Consider the following 22517-nt stretch of genomic DNA (forward strand, 5'->3'; position numbering starts at 1 on the left):
TCGCAGCGGGCCGGGCATAGAAGAACCCGCTGGTCCGGACTTGGGGGGTGTACGGACCAGCGGGTTCGAGCAACTAGCATAGTTGATTCGGGCCCACCGGCAAAATCGCCGGCGTCAGGGTCCGGACTCATAACAGGGCACAGCGGGGGCAGGTGCAAAACGCCGAAAGAGGAACCACCCCGTGATCACCGCTCTCGTGGTCTGCGTCCTGGCGGTCTGCGCCATTGTCACGGTGTTGCGGATCCCCGCTGCGCTGCGCGGCGAGAATCGCTCCCTTTTCGGCATCTTCCTGCTCATCACCGTGGCCATGGTGCTCAGCATCCAGGCAAGCTATAACGCCATCGACCATCTACTGGGGTCTCAAAACTACGCGAACCTGCTGCTGCGGTTCATCATCTACGGCACCGTGCTGCTGGCCGGTTACAAGATCGCCAAGGGCTTCGAGAACGAACGCAGCCTCCGGCTTGTGCGGGGGCCCATCGGCATGGCCGCATTGGCGCTGATCTGTCTCGCCACCGCGGTGCCGTTCCTGTTGGCCGACACCGCCGGAACGTCCGTGGGGCTTGCTACCCTGCCGGACCAAAGTGCGCACAACCGGGAACTCATCGCGCTGTACACCCTGGCCGGCCGGCTCTACCCCGCCTACGTGGCCGCTTGCCTCCTGCCGGCAACCATCCACGCGCTGCGCTCCCGCCTCCCGGGGCTGGTGCGGGGAGGGGCCGCGCTCCTGACGCTGGGTTCAATCGCCATGGTTGTGATGCCGTTCAGCGATCTCGTCCCCCGCGGCCTGACTTTCCTCCAGTACTACATCAGCTCGGCTTCCGTCCTGGGACTGGTGCTGGGACTGGCCCTGATCTGGCTGGGACGGCTGTCCGCCCGGCGATCCGGCGGCACCGGGCTGAAGAATTCCCGCGAACTCCGCATGGCGGGACCGGTGAAGACAGGCAAGAGCGACCTATAATGGTTCTCAGCATTGGGGGGTGCCGGCCATCGTCGGCGGCGTACCGTTAGTGCTGTGAGGCCCTGCCAACCCGCTCCGGTACGAATCCGCAGAAAGTCATAGATGCCCTTACCCGCCAAAGCCTTCCAACTCTGGCTCCATGGTGTTGCGCCCGCGGCAAGCACCGCAGACATCTGCAGGATCTCGGGACTGAAACGGACGACCCTGGCGCAGCAGCTGGTGCGGGGCAAGGTGGCTGAGACCTCCGTGGTCAGCATCAGCCGGGCACTGGCGATCAACCCCGCCGAAGCCCTGTCCTCCTTCGATCAGTACGCCGAGCTCAAGCAGCTGAGGCAGCCTCCCACCTCCGCGGAACTCGTAAGCCAGATCGCCACTATGGACCTCCTGGAGGCCGTCGTGGCGAGGTCCTCCGGCCGGAGCGGACGGCTGACGCTGAGCCCCCCGCCCCACGCCACGTCCGTGCGGAACTGGGTGGACGCCGTCGACGACGGCGAACTCCGTCACCGGGTCTCGGCCGCCTCCGGCGTAGCCCCGCAAAATTACTCGGCGCAGCTGACCGCCAACCGGTTGTCCCCGGAACTGGCCATTGCCACGTCCCGGGCCGCCGGCGTCGGCTTCAGCGCCGGCTTTGTGGCCACCGGCCTGATCACGGAGGCGGAGGCGGGTTGGCCCCCCTCGGCCCGGCAGGAAGCCCTCGATGCCCTGTCCGACGGTGACCTCGTCTCCCTCGCCGGTGACCGGCTCCAGGCCTTGGGCCGCACCCTGCGGCGGCAGGAACAAGAACAGGCCCAGACCGAGAAGATCTGGGAGAACCTGGGGTGATCGAGACTCTGCAATGGACCACACTGGGCGTCTGCGCGCTTCTGGCCGTGTTCCGCATCCCAAGTGCCCTCCGCGGGGAGAACCGGCTCATGTTCGGAATCTTCCTGCTCATGACACTCGCCATCCTGCTCAGCATGGAGGCGCCCTACGTCGCGGTGGACCAGGTCCTGGGCGGCACCAACATCGCCAACCTGGCGCTCAGGTTCGTCATCTTCGGAGTCATTCTGCTGATCGGGTTACGCGTCGCCCGTGGTTTCGGGGCCGGGCGGGCGCTCTCATGGATTGCCGGGAAGCCCGGTGCCACCGCGCTGGCCCTAGCCTGCGCCGCCGTCGTCGTGACGTTCCTGCTGATGGACACCCAAGGGTCCTCGGCGGGCCTCAAAGCTATTGCAGCGAAGGACGCCCGTAACGCCGCACTGGTCGAAATTTACGGCGCGTTCGGCCGGCTCTACCCCTGCTACATCGCGGTGGTCCTGCTGCCGACCATGATCCGCACCGTGCGCAGCCGCCTCCCGGCGCTGATCCGACTCGCGGCGGTATTCCTGTCACTCGGCGCGGTGGGGCTGGTTCTCAGCCTGTCGTCGCCGATCATCCCACAGGGCATGGGTTTCATCCGGTTCATCGTCAATTACACCGCCGTGCTCTGCTACGTCCTGGGCCTGGCCGCCGTCTGGGCGGACAAACTCAGGGCGCAGGCCCGGCGCCGAAATCCGCTGCCTTCATCGGAGAGCAGCATCTCCCCCTAGAAACGAGGCATCATGACGTTGCTCGAGTGGGGAACCCTGATTGTTTGTGGCGTGGCTCTGCTGCTCCGTGTGCCCGACGCAGTCCACGGCCGGAACCGGACCGTCTTTGGCATCCTGTCCCTCGCCACTCTCTGCAGCCTGCTCAGCCTCCCGGGCCCCTATGCCGCCGTCGACGGCGCCCTCGGCGGGATCAACCTGACCAACCTCATCCTGCGCTTCCTGGTCTGCGCCATGGTCCTGCTGGTGGGGTTGCGCCTGTCCCGGGCCCTGGGCGGCGACCGTACCCGGGACTTGGTGACGGGCCGGTGGGGACGCCTGGCCCTGGCAGCGGCGTGCGTGGCCCTTGCGGTGACGTTCTTCCTGATGGACACACGCGGCTCCTCGGCGGGCCTGGAGGCCCTGCCGGACCGGGGGGCGCGCAATGCCGCACTCGAGCCGCTGTACGCGGGCTTCGGACGCGTCTACCCGGCCTACGTCTCGCTGGTCCTGCTGCCCGCCCTTCTCGCCGCGGTGCGGGCACGGCTGCCCCGGCTGGTACGGACCGGCGCGGGCCTGACCGCCGCCGGAGCGGTGGCCGCCATCCTCACGGTCCCCGCCAGCTTCACTCCCGATGCTTGGGACGACGCACGCACCGTGGTGAACTACGCGGCGGTCCTTGGCTACGTGCTGGGGCTGCTGCTCTTCTGGTTATCGGGGCGTCTGTCCCGGCCGCAAGATAACGCTCCGGCAACGTTCCGGGAAAAATAACGTCATGCATTCACAAAATCATTAGACCGTGAGAGAATCATGAATGTGTGAAAACGCCGCCTGGTCCCTTGAATGGGGATTCAGTCTGATTGGACCGGCGGTCGTCCAAGCGCCATTGGGGGGATGAGTGGTAGCGGTCCGCAAGGACCGCTCCCACTCAGCCTGGTTTAAGGCCCCTTTTCCGCTCCGCAGGCTTCCAGCAGGCCGCCGAATCGGCCGGAAAGATGCAGCTCAGCGGCCCAGTCGCAGGGTCACTAGCTGGAATGGGCGCAGCTCCAGCACGGCATCGGTCCCGTGGATCTCGACGCCGGGCGCTTCCGCAGGACGCTCCAGCAGGTCCACGGGCCAGACCCGGGAGGCATCGAAGTTCGCCGAGAGTACGCCCCGCGAGCGCCGGCCGAGGGCCTCATAGAGCCTGACCACCACGTCACCGGAGCCATCCTCGGCCAGTTTCACCGCCTCCACCACCAAGGCCGGGTTGCTCATGGCGACCAGCGGATCCGCCCCGTGCGCCCCCTTCACCACACGGGGGGCAAGGTTGGTGCGGTACCCCTCCTCGACGGCGTCGGCAATGGCCGCACCGGGGCGCACCGTCACGGTCAGCTCGTGCGGCCCCTGGTCGGCGCCAGGGTCGGGGAACTTCGGTGCCCGCAGCAGCGAGACCCGCACCGTGGTGGTGGTTCCGCCGTCGTCCCTGACCTGACGGGAGACGTCATGGCCGTAGCTGGCCGCATTGCTGACCGCCACGCCGTACCCGGGTTCTTCCACGTGGATCCAACGGTGGGCGCAGATCTCGAACTTCGCCGCCTCCCAGGAGGTGTTGACGTGCGTGGGCCGGAACACGTGGCCGAACTGGGTCTCCGCGGCGGACCGGTCCGCCCGCAGGTCGAAGGGGAACCCGAGCTTGAGCAGCTTCTCGCGCTCACGCCAGTCCACGGCCGTGGCGATCTCCAGGGACGAGGACCCCGGCGCGAGCCTCAGCCGCTGCGTCACGGGTGAGCCGCCCGCCATCCGTTCGATCACGACGACGGCGTCGGCGCCGTCGTGCTCCAGGGCCACGGACCGGGCCTCGGTCAGGGCGGTGACGTTGCGCCGGTAGAAAGAATCGATGTCCCAGGCGTCCCATTCGTTGGGGGTGTCCCGGTGCAGTTCCAGGAGGTTGCCGGCGGTGCCGGGGGCGATCGCCTCCCGTCCGCTGGCGTGGTCCCGGAGAGAGACCAGCAGCCCGTCCGCGTCCACCACCGCCCGGATGATCCCGTTGTCCAGCACGAAGCCGCCGTCGGCCGCCTCGGCGTGGACGGGAGCGCCGGCAGGTCCCGGTTCGGCGGCGCCGAGCGCGGGTACCCCGGCGCGGGTGTGCGGGGCGGCGTTGAGCAGGATCTCGCGGTCCCCGTCCCCGAGGACGGCGGCGGCTGCGGCCGCGATGATCGCCTCAAGGTCACGGGCGACGGCGTCGTAGTTCCGCTCCGTGTCCTGGTGCACCCAGGCGATCGAGCTGCCGGGCAGGATGTCGTGGAACTGCTGCAGCAGGACCAGGCGCCACAGCCGCTTGAGCTCGGCTGCCGGATAGGGTGCGCCGGTCCGGACCGAGGCGGTTGCGGACCAGAGCTCCGCCTCCCGGAGCAGGTGCTCGCAGCGGCGGTTCCCCCGCTTGGTGTTGGCCTGGCTGGTGTAGGTGCCGCGGTGCAGTTCCAGGTACAACTCCCCCACCCACACCGGCGGAGACGGATAGTCTTTCGCCGCCTCGCTGAAGAATTCAGCTGCGGAGCCGATCCGCACCCGCGGCGAGCCCTCCAGGTCGGCGGTGCGCCGGGCGGCCGCCAGCATCTCCCGGGTGGGTCCACCGCCGCCGTCGCCGTAGCCGAAGGGCAGCAGGGACATGGTGCCGCGGCCGTGGTCCCGGTAGTTGCGCTCGGCGTGGGCCAGTTCGCGGCCGCTGATCTCGGAGCTGTAGCTGTCCACCGGCGGGAAGTGCGTGAAGAGGCGGGTGCCGTCGATTCCCTCCCACTCGAAGGTGTGGTGCGGCATCCGGTTGACCTGGTTCCAAGAGATCTTCTGGGTCAGGAACCAGCGGCTGCCGGCGGCCTTGACGATCTGCGGCAGCGCGCCGGAGTAGCCGAAGGTGTCCGGCAGCCATGCCTCGCGACATTCGACGTCGAACTCGGCCAGGAAGAAGCTCTTGCCCTCGAGGAACTGCCGCGCCATGGCCTCGCCGCCGGGCATATTGCTGTCCGCCTCGACCCACATCCCGCCGACGGGGACGAACTGGCCGGCGCGGACCTTGTCCCGGATCCGTTCGAACAATTCCGGGTAGAACTCCTTCATCCAGGCCAGCTGCTGTGCGGAGGAGCAGGAGAAGACGAAGTCGGGGTCCTCGTCCATCAGCGCCACCACGTTGGAGAAGGTCCGGGCGCACTTGCGGATCGTCTCCCGGACCGGCCAGAGCCACGCCGAATCGATGTGCGCGTGGCCGGTGGCCAGGAGCTGGTGGGCCGATGCGTAGGCCGGGCGGGACAGCACCTCGGCGAGCTCCGCGCGCCCGGCGGCGGCCGTGCCGGCCACGTCGTCCGGGTCCATGGTGTCCAGCATCCGCTCCAGGGCGCGGAGGATCTCATGGCGGCGGGGCAGCTCCATGGGCAGTTCGTGCATCAGCCCCCGCAGCGTCCAGATGTCCTGGTGCAGTTCCCAGACGCACTGGTCCAGTTCGGCGATCACGATCCGGCCCAGCCGGTAGCGGGGCTCGGTGCCAGCGGTGGCCTTGTCCCCCAACGGCGTGGCGGCAAAGGTCCAGCCCTGTGAGAGGTCGGGGTTCGCGGCCGCCTCGACGTAGAAGTCGACGGTCATGCCGCTGCCGAGGAGTTTCAGCGGAATGTACTGGTTCCGCGGCGAGATGGCCTTGATGACAGTGCCGTCCGGCCGCCAGGCGGTGCCCTCGCACTGGAAGCCCGGCAGGTCCGCGCTAAACCCCAGGTCCACGAGGACCTCGACGGCGGTGTCCGGCGCGCTGCCCCAGGTCTCGGGCACCTCGCCCTGAAGCCGCAGCCAGGTGGTGGACCACGGGCCGCCCCAGGGTGCCCCGGGGTCCTGCGGGGTGAAGTCCTGCTGCAGGGCCTCAAGGGCCGGTACGGGTTCTCCGGGCGCGGTCCAGCTGCTCAGGCGCAGCGGGACGGTGCGGGGATAGATGGCCGGAACGATGCGTTCGCGGACGAAGCGGTCCAGCCGGACTTCCGTGAGACGGCGGTCGTCGTGCACAGTGAACCTCTTTTTGCTCTGGTGCGGAGGAACCGGGCGCAGGCCTGAATCCAGTCGTTGGATTAATCTACGGTGCCACGAGGGCTTAGGCCAGCCGTCCGGTTTAGCTGAGGGCGGCCGGCACGCCGATCCGCTCGTGGCCGGCGTAGACGTTCAGGCTGGTACCCCGGCTGAAGCCGGCCAGTGTCATCCCGCTGGCTTCGGCGAGTTCCACGGCCAGGCTGCTGGGCGCGCTGACGGCGGACAGGACGGGAATCCCGGCAAGCGAGGCCTTCTGCACGAGTTCGAAGGAGGCACGGCCGGAGACCTGCAGGACGGTGCCGCGCAGGGGCAGCAGCCCCTCCCGGAGCGCCCAGCCCACCACCTTGTCGACGGCGTTGTGGCGGCCCACGTCCTCGCGCAGGCAGAGGAGCTCGGCGCCGCCGTCGTCGGAGATGCGGAACAGCCCCGCGGCGTGCACGCCGCCGGTGGCGTCGAAAACCGCTTGGGCTTCGCGCAGCCGGTCCGGGAGCGCGGCCAGCGTCTCGACGGGCACTGCCACCGGGTCGCCCGCGGGGCTGAAGTGCGAGGACTTCTCGACGGCCTCGATCGAATCGGTGCCGCAGATCCCGCAGGAGCTTGAGGTGAAGAAGTTCCGTCCGGTGTCGGGGCGGGCGACGTCGGGCCGGAGCTGGGCTTCCACCACGTTGAAGGTCTGCACGCCGTCTTCGTCCTCGCCGGCGCAGAAGCGCAGCGAGACAAGCTGGTCGGCGGACCAGATGATCCCCTCGGAGACCAGGAAGCCGGCCACCAGGTCGAAGTCGTTGCCCGGGGTGCGCATGGTCACGGAGAAGGACGTGCTGCCCAGCCGTACCTCCAGTGGTTCCTCCACCGCCAGGACGTCCTCGCGGTACCGGACCGGGAACTCACGCGCCTGCGGCGATCCGTCCAGGACAAACTTGTGCACTTTGCGGCGTTGCGTCACGCGGCCCATTCGGTACTCCTCATCAGCGGTGCGGTGGGGCGGCCCGGCCTGCGGCCGGTTCCCGCCTCTGGATCCATTCTGAACTCGGCACTGGTGCCAGCCAAGCCGGCACCCGTGGGGCCAGCCAAGCGGGCGCCAGCCACGCCGGGCTCAGGCCGGCCGGTGTCAGCCAAGCAGGGCGCTCCAGTCGACCGGACCGTTGCCGGCCGGTTTCTTCGGGGTGCGTCGAGCGGCGGGTTTCGGTGCAGGCTTGCCTGCGTCGGGCTCCGGCAGCGGCCGCCCCCAGGGCAGCGCGAACGCCGGGACCGGTTCGCCCAGCTGCGCACCGTGCGGCGGGACCACCAGGACCCCGTCGGCGGCGGCGAGTCCGCGCATCATGCCGGGGCCGGTGTGCTGGGCCGGGGAGGCCATGCCGTAGACCATGCGGAAGGGCATCAGCCGGGTACGGCCGGGATCGGCGTCGATCATCGTGCCGCACGGGACCTCCGTGACGGGCGGCGGGGGCCGGTGGCCCAGTGCCGCCAGGAGTGGTCCGCCGATGGTGGAGAGCGCCATCATGGCGGCGAGCGGGTTGCCGGGCAGGCCGATGATGAAGCGTCCGTCGGGTAGTTCGGCGAGGACGGCCGGGTGCCCGGGACGCATCGCGATTCCGTCGATCAGCAGCCTGCCGCCCAGCTGCTCGACGGTGCGGCGCAGGTGGTCGGTCCCGGACCGGCCCGTCCCTCCGGTGGTGATGACGACGTCGGCGGGCGGGGTGTCTTCGTCGTCGCCCGCGGGTTCGGGGTCCTCCAGGGCGGCGAGCCATTCCCCGTCCCCGTCCCCGATCTTGATTTCGCCGGCGGGGACGCCGCCGAGCAGGTCGACGACGGCGGAGAGCTGCGGGCTGAAGGTGTCCCGGACCTCCCCCGGCTGGGGCACGCCGCTGGCGACCACCTCGGAACCGGTGAAAACCAGGCGGACCACCGGTTTGCCCAGCACGGGCAGGGTGTCGTGGCCGGCGAGGGCGGCGAGGGCCAGGTGGGCCGGGTTGAGCACGGTCTCTTTGGGGATCAGGACCTCGCCCTCGGCCGCTTCTTCGGCGGCTTTGCGGATGTGGTCGCCGTTGCGGGGCTCCCCCGGCTTCGCGCCACCGCCAAGCTTCAGCACCGGCAGCTGGTCCTCATCGAGGCCGATCCTGCCGCTCTCGCTGCGGAGGACGGCCTTCGCACCGGGCGGGATCAGCCCGCCCGTGACGATGGGACTGGCCTGGTGAGGGGCGAGGCGCTGCCCGGGTTCGGCCAGGATCCAGGGGCCGCTGCCGTTCACCGCCCAGCCGTCCATGGCCGAGGACGCATAGTGCGGCATGTCGTGGAGGGCCGTGACGTCGGCGGAGAGGGTGCGTCCCAGGGCTCGGCGCAGGGGCACCGGGGCCGGCGGGATGGGGGTGGCGCAGTCGAACGAGAGCTCCCGGGCTTCCTGCCACGTGTGGGCCAGGTGCCGGTGCGCGGCGGGCTCGGTCCCGGCGTCGTCGGCGTCGGCGCGGGGTGGCTCGGACGTCATTCCCCGGGGGCCTCGGCGGCGTATTCCTTGGCCAGTTTCCGCGCGACGCCCATGGCGGCCCGCATGGAAACCTCGTCGGTGGCCTGGCCGGTGCCGGAGGCCAGCCCGGCGGCGAAACCTGCGATGAAGGTGGTCAGCGGTGCGGCTGGGCGGACCACGGAATGCGCGGCAACGCCGGCGAGTCCCAGTACCTCGTTGATGTCGATGTCGACGCCGTCGAGCTCAAGGGCCTGGAGCAGTGCGCGGCACCAGTCCTCGAGGGTTTCGTCCTGGCTCTTCACGGTGGGCCTTTCATGTCGTGTGCGGGCGGCCGCTTCCGTTCCCGGCAACGCCGGGACGCGCGACCCCCAGGGCCTGGGCGTCCGCCCAGGTGTCGACGTCGTCGGTGGACCCGGGCGGCACGGGAACCGTCCGCAGGTCCAGACTAGCAAGCAGGCCGAACAACGATCCGCCCACCAGCGTGCCGCGCCGTGCCGCGTCCGCCACCGATCGTTGTAGCGCGGTCGTGTCATAAAGGCCGGCCAGCGGCTGGATCCGGCCGTCCGCCGAAACGGCGACGCTGCCGTCCGAGCCGGGCTGCGCCCTGGCACGGTCGGCGAAGAGTGCGGGGACGGCGTCGGCGACCAGCGGCATGTCGCAGGCCAGGACCAGCGTCAGCGGCGCCTGGCTCCCGCCGGCCGCTCCCCCGCGAGCGAGGGCCTCGAGCCCGGCAGCAAGGGCCGCCGCGGGTCCGGCGAAGGGCGGGTCTTCACGGCACAGGAGGATTCCGTCCGGGAGTCTGCCGGTTTCCGGTCCCACGACGGCGACGCCGCGTGCACCGGCTGCCGCGAGCAACGACCGCTCCAGCAGGGTGTCCCCGCGGAAGCGGAGGGCGGCCTTGGGGGTTCCGCCCAGCCGGGAGGACCTGCCCCCGGCGAGAATGACGGCGTTGAATTCCACCCGCCCAGCCTAGCGGCCTGCGGGCGGCCGGCGGTGCTAGTGCGCGGATTCGGGCAGCAGGAACGGGTCCCACGCGGGGGTGGGCTTCTCCAGCTCCTTGATCTGCCAGATCGTGCCCTTCGGCGGACCGGGGGTGAACCCGAGCTTCCAGCCCATCTCGGCCGGGGTGTGGTCGCCCTTGACGTTGTTGCAGCGCAGGCAGGCGGCCACCAGATTCTCCCAGGAGTCGGCCCCTCCCCGGGACTTCGGCTGGACGTGGTCGATGGTGTGGGCCGGTTTAGCGCAGTAGGCGCACCGGTGGCCGTCCCGGCGGAGCACACCCCGGCGGCTGACCGCAGTCACGGTGTTGTAGCGGGGGCGGATGTAGCGGTTAAGCAGGATGACGCTCGGCCGGCCGAGGATATCCTGCGGCCCCACCACCGGGTCGTCCCCCTCGGCCACGACACTGGCCTTGCCCGTCAGCACGAGCACCAGCGCCCGGCGGAAGGTCACAACCGCCAGCGGTTCATATCCAGCATTCAGAACGAGTGTGCGCATCCGCATCCCTCTTCACGGCCGCACCCGCCAGTGGCACGAGGGCCGGCTGCCCTCTGCATGGTCAGGCTAAGGATCGACACCACAAGAGTAAACACGGGTGGCCCGGATTACCGAATTTCGGGCCGCAGGGCATCCGTGGCGGATCCTGGGCCCGCGTGCCAGCGGTGCTTCCTGCACCGCTGGCACGCGGTTAACAGAGAAGGACCCCAGCCGGTGGCAGGGGTCCTTCTCGAAGCTTCGCGGGAAGCGGGGGTCTTAGCCGCCGACGCGGATGAAGACCGGGCCGGAACCGACGTTGACACTGTAGAGGGCGGTGGTGCCGCCGTTCCAGCCGCCGTGGACGGCCATGCCGTTGCCGACGTAAACGGCGATGTGGGCCATGCCCATGCCGCCGTTCTGGTAGTACGCGAGGTCACCCGGCTGCGCTTCGGCGGCGCTGACGGTGCGGCCCAGGGACAGGTAACCTGCCGGCCAGCCGTGGTAGCGGATGCCGACGGCGGCCAGGGCGTTGGTGGCCAGCATGGTGCAGTCCTGGGACACGCCGATCTGGGCGTAAGCGGCGGCGGCGATCGAGGCGCCCATGCCGCTGGTGGCGGCCGGAGCCTTGGTGGCGACGGACGCGTTGACCGCGGTGCCGGCGGCCGGGGTGGCTGCGGCGGTGTTGGCGGTCGTGGTGTCAGCTTCCTGAACCTTGACGACGGGCTTCGGGGCCTCGACGACGGGGGCGGCCGCGGTGGTCACAGCAGGCTTCTCGTAGGAGATGGCGATGCTGGAGGCCGCCGAGATGGTGGCCGGAGCGGTGGACTGAACCTCGGTGGCGGAAGCAGAGGTGGATTCGCGCTGAACGTTGGTCTCGGCGGCGTTGGCCGCGATACCGCTGGTCAGGACCAGGCCGGAGGCAGCAGCGATAACCGCAGCCTGGCGACCCATGCCACCGGCGTTGTCGCCGACGGCCTTGGCAATGACAGCCAGCGAGTTGGTCTTGGTGACCTCCGCGCGGTGGCGTGCAATGGTTGCACGAGTAGTCATTTAGTTCTCTCTTTCGTGATCCTTTGTGTCCGCGCTCTTGAACAGGCGGGACTAAGGACGCTCCGGCATCTTGGGGGTACGCCGGATCGCCCCGAAACGGGTTTCTTTAGCGAAGGGTGTACTGCGAAGACGCGCCAAAAGCAGGAACTGCATTGCGTGAACCATCCCGGGCGCCGGCAAGGGCAACGCGGTGCATGGTCATCAGCGGGCTCGACTGAGCCTCGCCAGCGCGAAAACGCGCAGCATTGTGGCGTGAAGACACGAAAGTAGCCTCTCCCAATGCCTACGAGGTGAGCTGTCGGATTCGGATGGGAGTCACCCGGCCGCTCCGCTTCCTGGGAAGCTTTGCGACTTAACCCCTAGGTCTTCTTGCGAAGACCAAAATTGGTTCCCCCGCCCCTGCCAGACGATGTCATGCGAACGGACCTTGAGCGGTGGCAGAGTTAGGCAATCCACTCAAGAGCGCCAACTTCGGTGAAGTTGGCGTGCTTCATACGGTACAACAGTTCGGACTCAATGTCACATTCAGATCACGGCGTGTCACGGAAGTGTGAGCATTGCGGTGGGCTCTTTTAGAGCCAGCCCAGCGGATCAACGACGTCCCCGTTGACCATCACCTCGAAGTGGAGGTGGCAGCCGGTGGAGGCACCGGTTGTTCCGCTCATCGCAATCACATCGCCACGGGAGACCTTTTGGCCGACGTGGACGCTGGATGACGACAAGTGGTTATACGTGGTCTCCAGGCCATTGCCATGGTCGACCACAATCCGGTTGCCGCCCCCGTAGGGGTGCCAGCCGGAGAAAGTTACGGTGCCGCTCGCGGCGGCATGGACGGCTGTGCCGCACTGCGCGGCGTAATCCTGGCCGCGGTGGAATTCGCCGACCGCGCCGGTGATGGGGCTGACCCGGTAGCCGAAGGGCGACGCCGTGATCATGGTGTCCAGCGGGGCGCCGAGCGTCCCCGCGGATGCGGCGCGGGTGATGGAGCCAACGGACTGCGCGCTGAGCAGCTGCTTGAGCTTCCCGTCCGGGTCACCCTTGGTGGTGACGGCGGTGCGGTTGAAGTCGATCTGGGCGGCGGCGGCCTTGACCTCGGGCTGGGCCGCGGCGGAGACGGACCCCGCGGTGGGGGCGTCGACGGCCAGCGCGGGGCCGGTCACCGGGACGGCCACGGTGAGTGCGATGCCGGCGGCGGCCAGGGTCATTCCGGCCTTCTGGCCCATTCCGGTAACGGCGGCGAAGTCCGCGACCTGGCGGATCGGACTGCGCCGGCCGCGGCGCTCGTCCCGGTGCGCATCGCGGGGGCGCGGGACGGTGACGTCGACGGCGGGGCGCGGCTCCGGAGCGGGGCCGGCGGCGCGGCGGCGCCCGCGGACGGTCTGCGTGCTCAAGTGGTTCCTCTCTGAAAAAGCCTGCGAAGTTAGCTGTCGGATTCGGGTCAGAGAGTTCATAGACCCGGTCCGCCGACGCAAGCATCCAGGCAGAGAGGCACCCGGAAAGAGTGTCCTCAGAGAGTTCGCTTGCCGCTAGCGGACTTCACCCCAAGGCCGGAATTACCGGCCGGTAGTGGTTCCCCCGCCTCTGCCAGAAGGTGATTCGCACCCTGATCCGCTGGCAGAGCTCGGCTTCGGATCAGGTAACGCTTTAGTCTCGGTACTAGTCGATAACTATAGGGGATTAAGACCCGTAGTAATAATTTCGTTATCTCCTAGACCGGCTAGTAAACAGCACACTTACGGTATGCTTCCGCGTCGCCCTACCCCCGGGTAACGAAAACGTGGGCGGCAACCTCGGGCGGCAGCTCAAGCGCGCCCTCAATGTCCGGGACGCGGACGGAGATGTACTCCCCCACCCGCTCCAGCGAGACGGTGGCCCCGGGCCGGATACCGCCCTCGTCCAGCTGCACCAGCAGCTCGGGTTCCACCTGGATGGGTTCGGCAAGCCGGCTCACGGTGATGCGGGAGCCCGCGGCATATCCCGCCATGGCGTCCAGGAGATTGACGACGCCGTCGGCCTGTTCCGCCGTCGGCAGGCCGCCCAGTTCGGCGAGGCCCGGGATGGGGTTGCCGTAGGGGGAGACCGTGGGGTGGTCGAGCATCTCGAAGATCCGGCGCTCGACCCGTTCGCTCATCACGTGCTCCCAGCGGCAGGCTTCCTCGTGGACGTACGCCCAGTCCAGGCCGATCACGTCAGCCAGCAGCCGTTCGGCGAGGCGGTGCTTGCGCATCACCTCGGTGGCGCGCCGCCGGCCCACCTCGGTCAGTTCCAGGTGGCGGTCGCCGGAGACCACGACCAGCCCGTCCCGTTCCATCCGGCCGACGGTCTGGGAGACGGTTGGTCCGGAGTGGCGGAGTCGTTCGGCAATGCGGGCCCGGAGCGCGACGATGTTCTCTTCCTCAAGCTCCAGAATGGTCCGAAGATACATCTCCGTAGTGTCGATCAGATCCGTCATCCAGCTCAGCTCCTTGAGCGCCGTCCTTGCGTCATTCCACCGTACAACGTGCGGGGTGCGGCCACCCGGGATCCGCCATACGCTCCCGACAGCCTAGCCTATTGTGAATTACTCCGGATAATTTTAGAGCCGGCTTCCTGACCGGACTATGACAGCCCGCTTTCCGGCGCCGGGGCCGCCGTCGGGCAGAATGGAAGCGGTCCTTACCGGCCGACCAGCCACCTCTCGCACCCAGCCGACCATTGGAGCCATTGTGAGCGACACCAGCATCACCATCCCCGCGAACCTTCTTCCCAAGGACGGCCGGTTTGGCGCCGGGCCCTCGAAGGTGCGCCCGGAACAGATGGAGGCCCTGGCATCGGCCTCGGCGACCCTGCTCGGCACCTCGCACCGCCAGGCCCCGGTCAAGAACCTGGTGGGCTCGGTCCGTTCCGGCCTCAGCGACTTCTTCCGCGCACCCGAGGGCTACGAGGTGGTCCTGGGCGTGGGCGGCTCGACGGCGTTCTGGGATATCGCCAGCTTCGGGCTCGTAGAGAACAAGGCACAGCACCTCTCCTTCGGCGAGTTCGGCTCCAAGTTCGCCGCCGCCACGAACAAGGCGCCCTTCCTGGCCGAGTCCTCGATCATCAAGGCGGAGCCGGGCACCCGGCCCGAGGCTCGGGCGGAGGCCGGCGTGGACGTCTACGCCTGGCCGCAGAATGAGACCTCCACAGGTGTGGCCGCCCCGGTCCGTCGGGTGGCCGGCGCGGACGAGGGCTCGCTGGTCCTGGTCGACGCGACCTCCGCCGCCGGCGGCCTGGACGTCGACGTCGCCGAGTCCGACGTCTACTACTTCGCGCCGCAGAAGAACTTTGCCTCCGACGGCGGCCTGTGGCTCGGCCTGTTCTCCCCCGCGGCCCTGGAGCGGGCCGCCCGGGTCAAGGCGTCCGGCCGCTGGATCCCGGACTTCCTGGACCTGCAGACCGCCATCGACAACTCGCGGCTGAACCAGACCTACAACACCCCCGCGCTGGCCACCCTCGTGACCCTGGACGCGCAGGTGCGCTGGCTCAACGCCAGCGGAGGCCTGGACTTCGCCGCTGCACGCACCGCCGATTCCGCCGGACGGATCTACCGCTGGGCCGAGGCATCCAGCGTTGCCACCCCGTTCGTCTCGGATCCGGCGGACCGCTCCAACGTCATTGCCACGATCGACTTCGACGAGTCGGTCGACGCGGCTGCGATCGCCAAGGTGCTGCGCGCCAACGGGATCGTCGACACCGAGCCGTACCGGAAGCTGGGCCGTAACCAGCTGCGGATCGCGACCTTCGTGGCGATCGAGCCGGACGACGTGTCGGCCCTGCTGGCGTGCATCGACTACGTCGTGGCGGAGCTGGCGAAGTAGGCCCGCAGCCGCCTTCCGGGGCGGCCTAGCGGCTGGCGGCGTCGTCGGTGTTTACCGCCCGGACGACGCCGTCGTCGTCTGCCGTGCCGATCGCCCCGCCGGGCACCAGCCGGAAAAAGCGCAGGCCGCCGGCCCGCCGGTTGAAGGCGATCCGCAGGTGGCGCGCCCGGATGATCCAGACCATCCCGATCAGGGCCGCGCCCACGCCGGCGGCAGCGGCGACGCCCATCGACCAGCGCGGGCCGGCGACGTTTGCCACCCAGCCCACGAACGGCGCCCCGATGGGTGTTCCGCCCATGAAGATCGCCATGTACAGGGCCATCACCCGGCCGCGCATGGCCGGGTCCGTGGTGGTCTGCACGTAGCCGTTGGCGCTGGTCATCATGGTGATGGCACACAGGCCCACCGGCACCAGGGCCACGCCGTACCAGAAGTAGTTCGGGGCCAGCGCGGCCAGCCCGGAGGTGATGCCGAAGACCCCGGCGGCCCCGAAGATCATCCGCATTCGAGGGCGCCCCCGGCCGGCGGAGAGCAGGGCCCCGGCGACCGAGCCGATAGCCATGATCGAGTTCATCAGGCCAAAGGCGCCGGCGTCGAGGCCGAACTCGGTGCCCACCATCGCTGCGATGAACAGCACGAAGTTCAGGCCCAGGGTTCCGACGATGAAAACCGCCACGAGGACGATCACGATGTCCGGCCGGTACCGCACGTAGCGCAGGCCCTCCCGGATCCGGCCCTTGCCGCCACGCGCCTTGGGGAGTTTCCGCAGCGACGCCGTGGGGATCCGGGCGAGGCTGGCCAGCAGCGCCACGAAGGTCAGGGTGTTGACCAGGAACACCCAGCCGGGCCCGATCGCGACGGTCAGGACACCGGCGACCGCGGGCCCGATCATCCGGGCGACGTTGAAGGAGGCGCTGTTGAGGGCGACGGCGTTAGGCAGGTAGTCGTCCTTGACCAGCTCAGAAACGAAGGTCTGGCGGACCGGGGCGTCGACGGCCGAGACGACGCCCAGCAGCAGGGCGAAGATGTAGACGTGCCAGAGCTGCGCTGCCCCGGAAAGCACCAGCGCGCCCAGCAGCGCGCTCAGCAGCGCCATGGCCGACTGGGTGAGGTTCAGGAGGGTCTTGCGGTTGAAGCGGTCGGCCACCAGCCCGGCGACCGGGGCGAGGAACAGCTGGGGTCCCAGCTGGAGGGCCATGGTGATGCCCATGGCCCCGGCGTCCTGGTGGCTCAGGTGGTCGAAGACCAGCCAGTCCTGGGCGGTCCGCTGCATCCAGGTACCGATGTTCGAGACCAGGGCCCCGAGGAACCAGATGCGGTAGTTCAGGATGTGCAGCGATTTGAAGGTGGACCTCATGGAAGGTCCTCCCGCTGCTCCGCCCTGAACGCCGCCAAACCGCTAGTCGGTCCCGCCGGCGGACCGGGCGTCCGCTGCGCGTTCGTCGGGTTCGTCCGTCGCGTCGGTCCCGGACTCCGCGGGAGCGTCGTCCTGGGCTGCGTCCTGCACTGATCCGTCCTGGGCTGACCCGTCCTGCGCGGCGTCGGGGCTGCCGGCATGGTCGCCCTCGGCGTCGGCCTCGTCCCGGTGCTCAGCCTCGGCGTCCTCGTGGCCGTCGTCGGGCTGGGCGTCCTCGGGCCGGACGCGTTCGGCCCACGGCACCCACTCGGGGGCCAGGATGGAGTCCTCCGAGGGCAACAGGCCCAGCTCATCCACCGTCACCACCTTGGAGCGGGAGTTGCGGGTCAGCACGGCGTACCACTGCCAGCCGCCGTAGCCGGGGAGCTTGGATTCGAACAAGTGGGTCACCAGGCGGTCACCCTCGCTCTTGGCCGCCAGGTGGCGGCCTACCTGCTCGGGCTCGGCGATGCCCTCCACGGCGGCACGGGCGACGTCGACGGACGCGGCCAGGAAGGCGTCGGGCTTGCCCACGCGCCACACGGGCACGCCGTAGCGCGGTTTGGCCGCCGACTTGGTGCCCTTCGCTCCGGCGGCGGACGCCTTGGACGCCGGATTCCGTCCGGCGTCGGGCACCGGGGAGCCGGTCTCTTCAGGTTCCGCAGTCATCGGCCGGACCCTACGCGTCCAGCTCGTCGGCAACCTTGCGCAGGGCGGCGGCAATAGCCTTCGCCTTGTTGCCCTCGGGGTACTTGCCGGCGGACAGGGTGCCGGAGAGATTGTCCAGCACCGTCACCAGGTCCTGGACCAGGGGCGCGAGGTCCTTGGCGCTGGGCCGCTTCGCCTTGGCGATCGACGGAGTCTTGTCCAGCACCCGCAGGCCCAGAGCCTGGGCGCCCTTGCGGCCGTCGGCCACACCGAACTCAACCCGGGTTCCGGCCTTCAGCTCGACGACGCCCTCGGGCAATGCGGACTTGGGCAAGAAGACCTCCTGGCCGTCCTCGCCCGCGAGGAATCCGAAGCCCTTTTCCTTGTCATACCACTTGACCTTGCCGGTAGGCACGTAATCAACCTTCTTCGTTCTGCTGGGACGCGGCCGGCGGTCACCGCATCCGCACCGATGTGCGGGTTCAGGGTATGACCGCCCCGACCGTGTTGGTCTGTTCCTTCAAGGTTATCGTGCCCGGGCAGATTTGACGGCTTGAGGCGCGGATGCAGGCGGACTGTTAGCGTTGCTGTCATGACTCCGCAGCGTCTCCGGCGCTCCCTGCTGATCCTCGCCGCCGTCGTCGCCGTCCTTTCCCTGGCCGCCTTCGGCGCGGTGATCGCCCTGGCCGCCGGCAACGCCGTGGCGCCGGTCTGGCTGACCTCGGCCGCGCTGTACGGCCTGCCAGCCGCGTTCCTGCTGATGGCCCTCCTGGTGCTCGACGCCGTCATCGCCCGCCGCCGTGCCCGCGGCCTCGGCAGGGGCTGACGGAGACCCCATGTCCCAGATCCGCGCGCTCGGCGAGGACCTGCAGGCGCGCAGCGATGAGTCGCTGCGCGCCCTGTTCGCCGCGCGGCCGGACCTGATGATCCCCGCCGTCCCCGACTTCGCCGCGCTGGCCGCCCGGGCCAGCGGGCGCGTCAGCGTCCAACGCGCCTTGGAACGGCTGAACCGGCCGCAGATGCAGGTGCTGGAGGCGCTGCACCTGTGCACCAACGCCGACACCGGCCACAGTGCCTCGGCCGCCACCCTCAAACGCCTGATCAAGGGCTCCACCGTGGCGGCGCTGGAGCGGCTGCTGGCCTCGCTCCAGGAATTGGCCCTCGTGCACCGGGCCGACCCGCCGCACGGCACCGCGGCATCGGCGGCACGGCAACGCCACTACCTGCCGGTCGGCAGCCTGAAGGATGTCATCGGCATCTACCCGGCGGGACTGGGCCGCAGCTACACCGAGCTCGTGCGCCTGCAGCCGGCGTTCGCGCAGCGGGTGGTCCAGCTGGTGGCCGAGCTGCACCAGTCCGGGGCGGGGATCGCGCCGGCGGACACCCCGATGGACGCCGCCCTCGCCCTGCAGCACTGGACCGGTTCGCCCGAGGCGCTGCAGGCCCTGCTCTCGCACGCCCCGGAGCGGACTGCCGCGTTGCTGGACCGGTTCGGGAACTGGGCCATGGGCGCCGTTCCACAGGCGCAGCGCCGCGTGTCCGTGCTGACCGAGACCGCCGACGCCGGGCCGGTTGACTGGCTGCTGGCCCGCGGCCTGCTGGTCCCGCTGGATGCCGCGCACGTGGAACTGCCGCACAGTGTGGGGCTGGCCCTGCGCGGCGGGTACGTGATCGACCACTTCGCTCTGGCCCCGCCGGTGCCGAACCTGGGCCTGACCAGCGCCGCGCTGCGCCGGAACGCGGCGCTCGGCGCGATCGCCGAGACCCTCCGGCTCGCCGGCGAACTGCTGCACGCCGTCCACACCCAGCCCCTGGTCACGCTCCGCAGCGGCGGCGTCGGCGTCCGGGAAATGAAGCGGCTCGCGGACACGCTGCGGATCGGGCTCCCGGAGGCCGGGGTGCTGGTGGAACTGTGCGCCCTGGCCGGGCTGCTCCGGCTCGACGTGGACAGCTCGGCCTGGGTGCAGCCCGAGCAGCTGGAATGGCTGACCCTGCCGCGGCAGGAACAGTGGCTATGGCTGGTCAATGCTTGGCTCTCCAGCGAACGCGTCCCCTCCCTCGTGGGCCAGCCGGCCGGCGGCGCGTCCGCCCCGGCGGGCCGGGCCGCGGGCGCCGCCGGCACCATCAACGCGCTCTCCGCCGAGGCCCAGCGGCCGGACGCTCCGGTGGTGCGCAAACGGATCCTGGAGATCCTGCAGGAGCTCACCGCCGAGGCCGGTGCCGCGGACGGCCAGGCCCCGGTGCTGGACGCCGCGGCGGTGCTGGAACGGGCCGACTGGTCGCAGCCGCGCATGGCCCGCCGCTTCAGCTCGCTGATCCGCGGCGTGCTGGCAGAGGCGGAGATGCTGGGCCTGGTGGGTTCCGGGGCGCTGAGCCAGATCGGCGCCGAGATCGCCCTCGACCATCCGGAGACGGCGCTCGGCATCCTCGGCGAACACCTGCCGGCGGCCGTGAACCACGTGCTGCTCCAGGCCGACCTGACCGCCGTCGCACCCGGCTACCTGGACCCGGAGCTGAGCGAGAAGCTGCTGGCCATGGCCGACGCCGAGGGCCAGGGCCCGGCGACCATCTACCGGTTCTCGGTCGCCTCCATCCGGCGCGCGCTCGACGCCGGTCAGGACGCCGCGGGCCTGCTGGAATTCCTCCGGACGCACTCGGCCACCGCGGTGCCGCAGCCGCTGGAGTACCTGATCGAGGACACCGCGTCACGCCACGCACGGCTGCGGGTGGGACCGGCGTCCAGTTTCATCCAGAGCGAGGACGAGACGGCGCTCCTGGAACTGCTCAACGCCCCCGCCGCCGCGGGACTCGGCCTGGTCCGCCTCGCCCCGACGGTCCTAATCTCTACGGCCGCTCCCCGGGACGCGGCCCAGGTGATGCGCGGACTGGGCATGACGCCCTCCCTCGACGACGCCGCGTCCGCCGTCGTCCGGCTGCGGCGCAGCGCCGCCGCCCCCGGGAGCGCCCGCCCCGTCTACACGGCGCCACGCTCGGCCCCCGAGGACGCCGACGTCGACGCCCAGCTCGCGGTGCTCCGCGGCGGGCACCCGGCCGGCGGCACGGGAGCCGGCTCCCCCCACGGTCCGGGCAGTCCCGGCGCCGCGGGGACCGCCGCCGAGGCGAGCACCCAGCTGGGACTGGAGACCCTGCACCGGGCGATCCGGTTGAAGCAGGCGGTGATGATGAACGTGGTCGACGGCCTCGGGAATGCCACCCGCGAGCGCGTTGTTCCGCTTGCTGTGAGTGGCGGACGGGTCCGCGTGTTCGACCCCGCGCGGGAGACCGAACGGGTCCTGTCCGTCCACCGGATCATTGATGTCGAGGCCACCGAGGAACTGCTCCCGTGAATGACGGACCGCTGATCGTCCAGAGCGACAAGACCATCCTGCTGGAGGTCGACCACGAGCTGGCCACCGAGGCGCGCCACGCCATCGCAGCCTTTGCCGAACTCGAACGCGCCCCCGAGCACGTGCACAGCTACCGTCTGACGCCGCTGGGCCTCTGGAACGCGCGGGCCGCGGGCCTGGACGCCGAAAAGGTGCTGGACACGCTGCTGAAGTACTCCCGTTTTCCGGTGCCGCACGCCCTCCTGATCGACATCGAGGAGACCATGTCCCGGTACGGGCGGCTGCGGCTGGAGAAGGACTCCCAGCACGGCCTGGTCATGCGCACCTCCGACTACCCGGTCCTCGAGGAGATCAGCCGCGCCAAGAAGATCGCACCGCTGCTCGGCCCGCGGATCGACGCGGACACCGTGGTGGTCCACTCCTCCCAGCGCGGTCAGCTCAAGCAGCTGTTGCTGAAGCTCGGCTGGCCCGCCGCGGACCTGGCCGGCTACGTGGACGGGACCCCGCACCCAATCATGCTGGACGAGACCGGCTGGAAGCTCCGGCCCTACCAGCAGCTGGCCACGGAAAACTTCTGGGCCGGCGGCAGCGGCGTCGTCGTGCTCCCCTGCGGCGCCGGCAAGACCCTGGTGGGCGCCGCCGCGATGGCCACCAGTTCCACCACCACGCTCATCCTGGTCACCAACACCGTCTCGGCCCGGCAATGGAAGGACGAACTGCTCAAGCGCACCTCCCTGACCGAGGAGGAAATCGGTGAATACTCCGGCTCCGTCAAGGAGGTCCGGCCGGTGACCATCGCCACCTACCAGGTGCTCACCACCAAACGCGGCGGCCTGTACCCGCATTTGGAACTGGTTGACGGCAACGACTGGGGCCTGATCATCTACGACGAGGTCCACCTGCTGCCGGCGCCGATCTTCCGGATGACCGCTGACCTGCAGGCCCGCCGCCGGCTGGGGCTCACGGCCACCCTGGTCCGCGAGGACGGCCGCGAGGGCGAGGTCTTCAGCCTGATCGGGCCCAAGCGCTACGACGCCCCGTGGAAGGACATCGAGGCGCAGGGCTACATCGCCCCTGCGGACTGTGTGGAGGTCCGGGTGGACCTGCCGCGCGACGAGCGGGTGGCGTACGCCATGGCCGACGACGCCGACAAGTACCGGCTCTGTGCCACGTCCGAGACCAAGACCGGGATCGTGGAGCGGCTGGTTGCCGAGCACGAGGGCGAGCAGCTGCTGGTGATCGGCCAGTACATCGACCAGCTGGACGAGATCGGCGAGCGCCTCAAGGCCCCGGTGATCAAGGGCGACACCCCCGTCAAGGAACGCCAGCGCCTCTTCGATGCCTTCCGCGCCGGCGAGGTCCGCACCCTGGTGGTGTCCAAGGTGGCCAACTTCTCCATCGACCTGCCGGAGGCGTCCGTGGCGATCCAGGTCTCCGGGTCCTTCGGGTCCCGCCAGGAGGAGGCACAGCGGCTGGGCCGGCTGCTGCGGCCCAAGCAGGACGGCCGCGCCGCCCGGTTCTACTCGCTGGTGGCCCGGGACACCCTGGACCAGGACTTCGCCGCGAAGCGCCAGCGGTTCCTGGCCGAGCAGGGCTACGCCTACCGGATCATGGACGCCAAGGACGTCGGCGCCGGGGATTGATCCCGCGGCTTATCTGTCGCACTCCCCGATGCCGCACCACTGTCCGGACGCGGAACGACCCGGGATCCGCCGCCGCAGCGGACGGTCCCGGGCCGCCGTTGTCCTTCCCTG

General features: G+C 69.8%; 20 protein-coding genes and 2 riboswitches. Of the genes, 8 read left to right on the plus strand and 12 right to left on the minus strand.

The features are described from left to right. Window positions 1–181: 181 nt before the first annotated feature. From ABC337_RS04085 to ABC337_RS04100, 4 genes are all read left to right on the plus strand, one after another. The gene (locus ABC337_RS04085; protein WP_412882252.1) at window positions 182–961 is read left to right on the plus strand and encodes a hypothetical protein; all 780 of its coding nucleotides are present in this window, start codon (window positions 182–184) and stop codon (window positions 959–961) included. 102 nt (window positions 962–1063) lie between these two features. Next, on the plus strand, window positions 1064–1783 hold the full coding sequence (locus ABC337_RS04090) for a hypothetical protein (protein ID WP_412882251.1): 720 nt from the start codon (window positions 1064–1066) through the stop codon (window positions 1781–1783). Beyond that, window positions 1780–2529 carry a hypothetical protein gene (locus ABC337_RS04095; RefSeq protein WP_412882250.1) on the plus strand — a complete coding sequence of 250 codons (750 nt, stop codon included), beginning with the start codon at window positions 1780–1782 and terminating at the stop codon, window positions 2527–2529. The genes ABC337_RS04090 and ABC337_RS04095 overlap by 4 nt, the downstream gene beginning before the upstream one ends. Window positions 2530–2541: 12 nt before the next feature. Continuing rightward, window positions 2542–3276 (plus strand): hypothetical protein, encoded by a 735-nt coding sequence (locus ABC337_RS04100; protein WP_412882249.1) that lies wholly within the window; start codon window positions 2542–2544, stop codon window positions 3274–3276. Window positions 3277–3507: 231 nt separating this feature from the next. Here ABC337_RS04100 and ABC337_RS04105 read toward each other — a convergent pair whose 3' ends face one another. The 9 genes from ABC337_RS04105 to ABC337_RS04145 form a co-directional block, all read right to left on the minus strand. Next, window positions 3508–6528 (minus strand): alpha-mannosidase, encoded by a 3021-nt coding sequence (locus tag ABC337_RS04105; protein ID WP_412882248.1) that lies wholly within the window; start codon window positions 6526–6528, stop codon window positions 3508–3510. Window positions 6529–6631: 103 nt separating this feature from the next. Then, the gene (gene fdhD / locus ABC337_RS04110; RefSeq protein WP_412882247.1) at window positions 6632–7501 is read right to left on the minus strand and encodes a formate dehydrogenase accessory sulfurtransferase FdhD; all 870 of its coding nucleotides are present in this window, start codon (window positions 7499–7501) and stop codon (window positions 6632–6634) included. Window positions 7502–7657: 156 nt separating this feature from the next. After that, window positions 7658–9031 (minus strand): molybdopterin molybdotransferase MoeA, encoded by a 1374-nt coding sequence (locus ABC337_RS04115; RefSeq protein WP_412882246.1) that lies wholly within the window; start codon window positions 9029–9031, stop codon window positions 7658–7660. Next, on the minus strand, window positions 9028–9312 hold the full coding sequence (locus ABC337_RS04120; RefSeq protein WP_290258694.1) for a DUF6457 domain-containing protein: 285 nt from the start codon (window positions 9310–9312) through the stop codon (window positions 9028–9030). The genes ABC337_RS04115 and ABC337_RS04120 overlap by 4 nt, the downstream gene beginning before the upstream one ends. A 10-nt stretch (window positions 9313–9322) precedes the next feature. Continuing rightward, window positions 9323–9970, minus strand: coding sequence for a molybdenum cofactor guanylyltransferase (gene mobA / locus ABC337_RS04125; RefSeq protein ID WP_412882245.1), 648 nt, complete (start codon window positions 9968–9970; stop codon window positions 9323–9325). Window positions 9971–10006: 36 nt separating this feature from the next. Continuing rightward, the gene (locus ABC337_RS04130) at window positions 10007–10507 is read right to left on the minus strand and encodes an HNH endonuclease (RefSeq protein ID WP_364138737.1); all 501 of its coding nucleotides are present in this window, start codon (window positions 10505–10507) and stop codon (window positions 10007–10009) included. 255 nt (window positions 10508–10762) lie between these two features. Further along, complete coding sequence (locus ABC337_RS04135; RefSeq protein WP_412882244.1) at window positions 10763–11536, minus strand: NlpC/P60 family protein; 774 nt, start codon at window positions 11534–11536, stop codon at window positions 10763–10765. A 266-nt stretch (window positions 11537–11802) separates the two neighbouring features. Continuing rightward, a riboswitch (cyclic di-AMP (ydaO/yuaA leader) is annotated at window positions 11803–11961 on the minus strand. A 147-nt stretch (window positions 11962–12108) separates the two neighbouring features. Then, the gene (locus ABC337_RS04140) at window positions 12109–12927 is read right to left on the minus strand and encodes a peptidoglycan DD-metalloendopeptidase family protein (protein ID WP_412882243.1); all 819 of its coding nucleotides are present in this window, start codon (window positions 12925–12927) and stop codon (window positions 12109–12111) included. Between the two features lie 4 nt (window positions 12928–12931). Continuing rightward, window positions 12932–13163: riboswitch (cyclic di-AMP (ydaO/yuaA leader) on the minus strand. Window positions 13164–13292: 129 nt separating this feature from the next. Further along, window positions 13293–13988 carry an iron-dependent transcriptional repressor DtxR gene (locus ABC337_RS04145; protein ID WP_412882242.1) on the minus strand — a complete coding sequence of 232 codons (696 nt, stop codon included), beginning with the start codon at window positions 13986–13988 and terminating at the stop codon, window positions 13293–13295. 253 nt (window positions 13989–14241) lie between these two features. On the opposite strand from ABC337_RS04145, the gene serC reads away from it, so the two are divergent. Beyond that, window positions 14242–15372, plus strand: coding sequence for a phosphoserine transaminase (gene serC, locus ABC337_RS04150; RefSeq protein WP_412882241.1), 1131 nt, complete (start codon window positions 14242–14244; stop codon window positions 15370–15372). Window positions 15373–15397: 25 nt separating this feature from the next. Here serC and ABC337_RS04155 read toward each other — a convergent pair whose 3' ends face one another. The 3 genes from ABC337_RS04155 to ABC337_RS04165 are packed head-to-tail and all read right to left on the minus strand — an operon-like array spanning window position 15398 to window position 17831. Continuing rightward, window positions 15398–16729, minus strand: coding sequence for an MFS transporter (locus ABC337_RS04155; protein ID WP_412882240.1), 1332 nt, complete (start codon window positions 16727–16729; stop codon window positions 15398–15400). A gap of 42 nt (window positions 16730–16771) precedes the next feature. Further along, window positions 16772–17437 (minus strand): DUF3027 domain-containing protein, encoded by a 666-nt coding sequence (locus tag ABC337_RS04160; RefSeq protein WP_412882239.1) that lies wholly within the window; start codon window positions 17435–17437, stop codon window positions 16772–16774. 10 nt (window positions 17438–17447) lie between these two features. Then, the gene (locus tag ABC337_RS04165) at window positions 17448–17831 is read right to left on the minus strand and encodes a cold-shock protein (RefSeq protein ID WP_290258705.1); all 384 of its coding nucleotides are present in this window, start codon (window positions 17829–17831) and stop codon (window positions 17448–17450) included. 177 nt (window positions 17832–18008) lie between these two features. Here ABC337_RS04165 and ABC337_RS04170 point away from each other — a divergent pair, with 177 nt between their 5' ends. Genes ABC337_RS04170 through ABC337_RS04180 form a run of 3 tightly spaced genes read left to right on the plus strand, consistent with a single transcriptional unit; the run spans window position 18009 to window position 22406 of the window. Beyond that, a complete protein-coding gene (locus tag ABC337_RS04170; RefSeq protein ID WP_412882238.1) occupies window positions 18009–18242 on the plus strand; it encodes a hypothetical protein in 234 nt (77 codons plus the stop codon). Between the two features lie 10 nt (window positions 18243–18252). Next, entirely contained in the window at window positions 18253–20763 is a 2511-nt protein-coding gene (locus ABC337_RS04175; RefSeq protein ID WP_412882237.1) for a helicase-associated domain-containing protein, read from the plus strand. After that, on the plus strand, window positions 20760–22406 hold the full coding sequence (locus ABC337_RS04180; protein ID WP_412882236.1) for a DNA repair helicase XPB: 1647 nt from the start codon (window positions 20760–20762) through the stop codon (window positions 22404–22406). Before ABC337_RS04175 ends, ABC337_RS04180 begins: the two co-directional genes overlap by 4 nt. Window positions 22407–22517: the final 111 nt, after the last annotated feature.

Origin of the sequence: Arthrobacter phoenicis, assembly GCF_047238215.1 — a bacterium.
In the GTDB taxonomy this organism is placed as follows: Bacteria; Actinomycetota; Actinomycetes; order Actinomycetales; family Micrococcaceae; genus Arthrobacter.

Bases quoted from the DNA above. Each gene is read 5' to 3' on its own strand.
- ABC337_RS04090 (WP_412882251.1), top strand. From the start codon at position 1,064: ATGCCCTTACCCGCCAAAGCCTTCCAACTCTGGCTCCATGGTGTTGCG.
- ABC337_RS04100 (WP_412882249.1), top strand. From the start codon at position 2,542: ATGACGTTGCTCGAGTGGGGAACCCTGATTGTTTGTGGCGTGGCTCTG.
- fdhD (WP_412882247.1), bottom strand. From the start codon at position 7,501: ATGGGCCGCGTGACGCAACGCCGCAAAGTGCACAAGTTTGTCCTGGAC.
- ABC337_RS04115 (WP_412882246.1), bottom strand. From the start codon at position 9,031: ATGACGTCCGAGCCACCCCGCGCCGACGCCGACGACGCCGGGACCGAG.
- ABC337_RS04130 (WP_364138737.1), bottom strand. From the start codon at position 10,507: ATGCGCACACTCGTTCTGAATGCTGGATATGAACCGCTGGCGGTTGTG.
- ABC337_RS04135 (WP_412882244.1), bottom strand. From the start codon at position 11,536: ATGACTACTCGTGCAACCATTGCACGCCACCGCGCGGAGGTCACCAAG.
- ABC337_RS04145 (WP_412882242.1), bottom strand. From the start codon at position 13,988: ATGACGGATCTGATCGACACTACGGAGATGTATCTTCGGACCATTCTG.
- ABC337_RS04155 (WP_412882240.1), bottom strand. From the start codon at position 16,729: ATGAGGTCCACCTTCAAATCGCTGCACATCCTGAACTACCGCATCTGG.
- ABC337_RS04160 (WP_412882239.1), bottom strand. From the start codon at position 17,437: ATGACTGCGGAACCTGAAGAGACCGGCTCCCCGGTGCCCGACGCCGGA.
- ABC337_RS04170 (WP_412882238.1), top strand. From the start codon at position 18,009: ATGACTCCGCAGCGTCTCCGGCGCTCCCTGCTGATCCTCGCCGCCGTC.
- ABC337_RS04175 (WP_412882237.1), top strand. From the start codon at position 18,253: ATGTCCCAGATCCGCGCGCTCGGCGAGGACCTGCAGGCGCGCAGCGAT.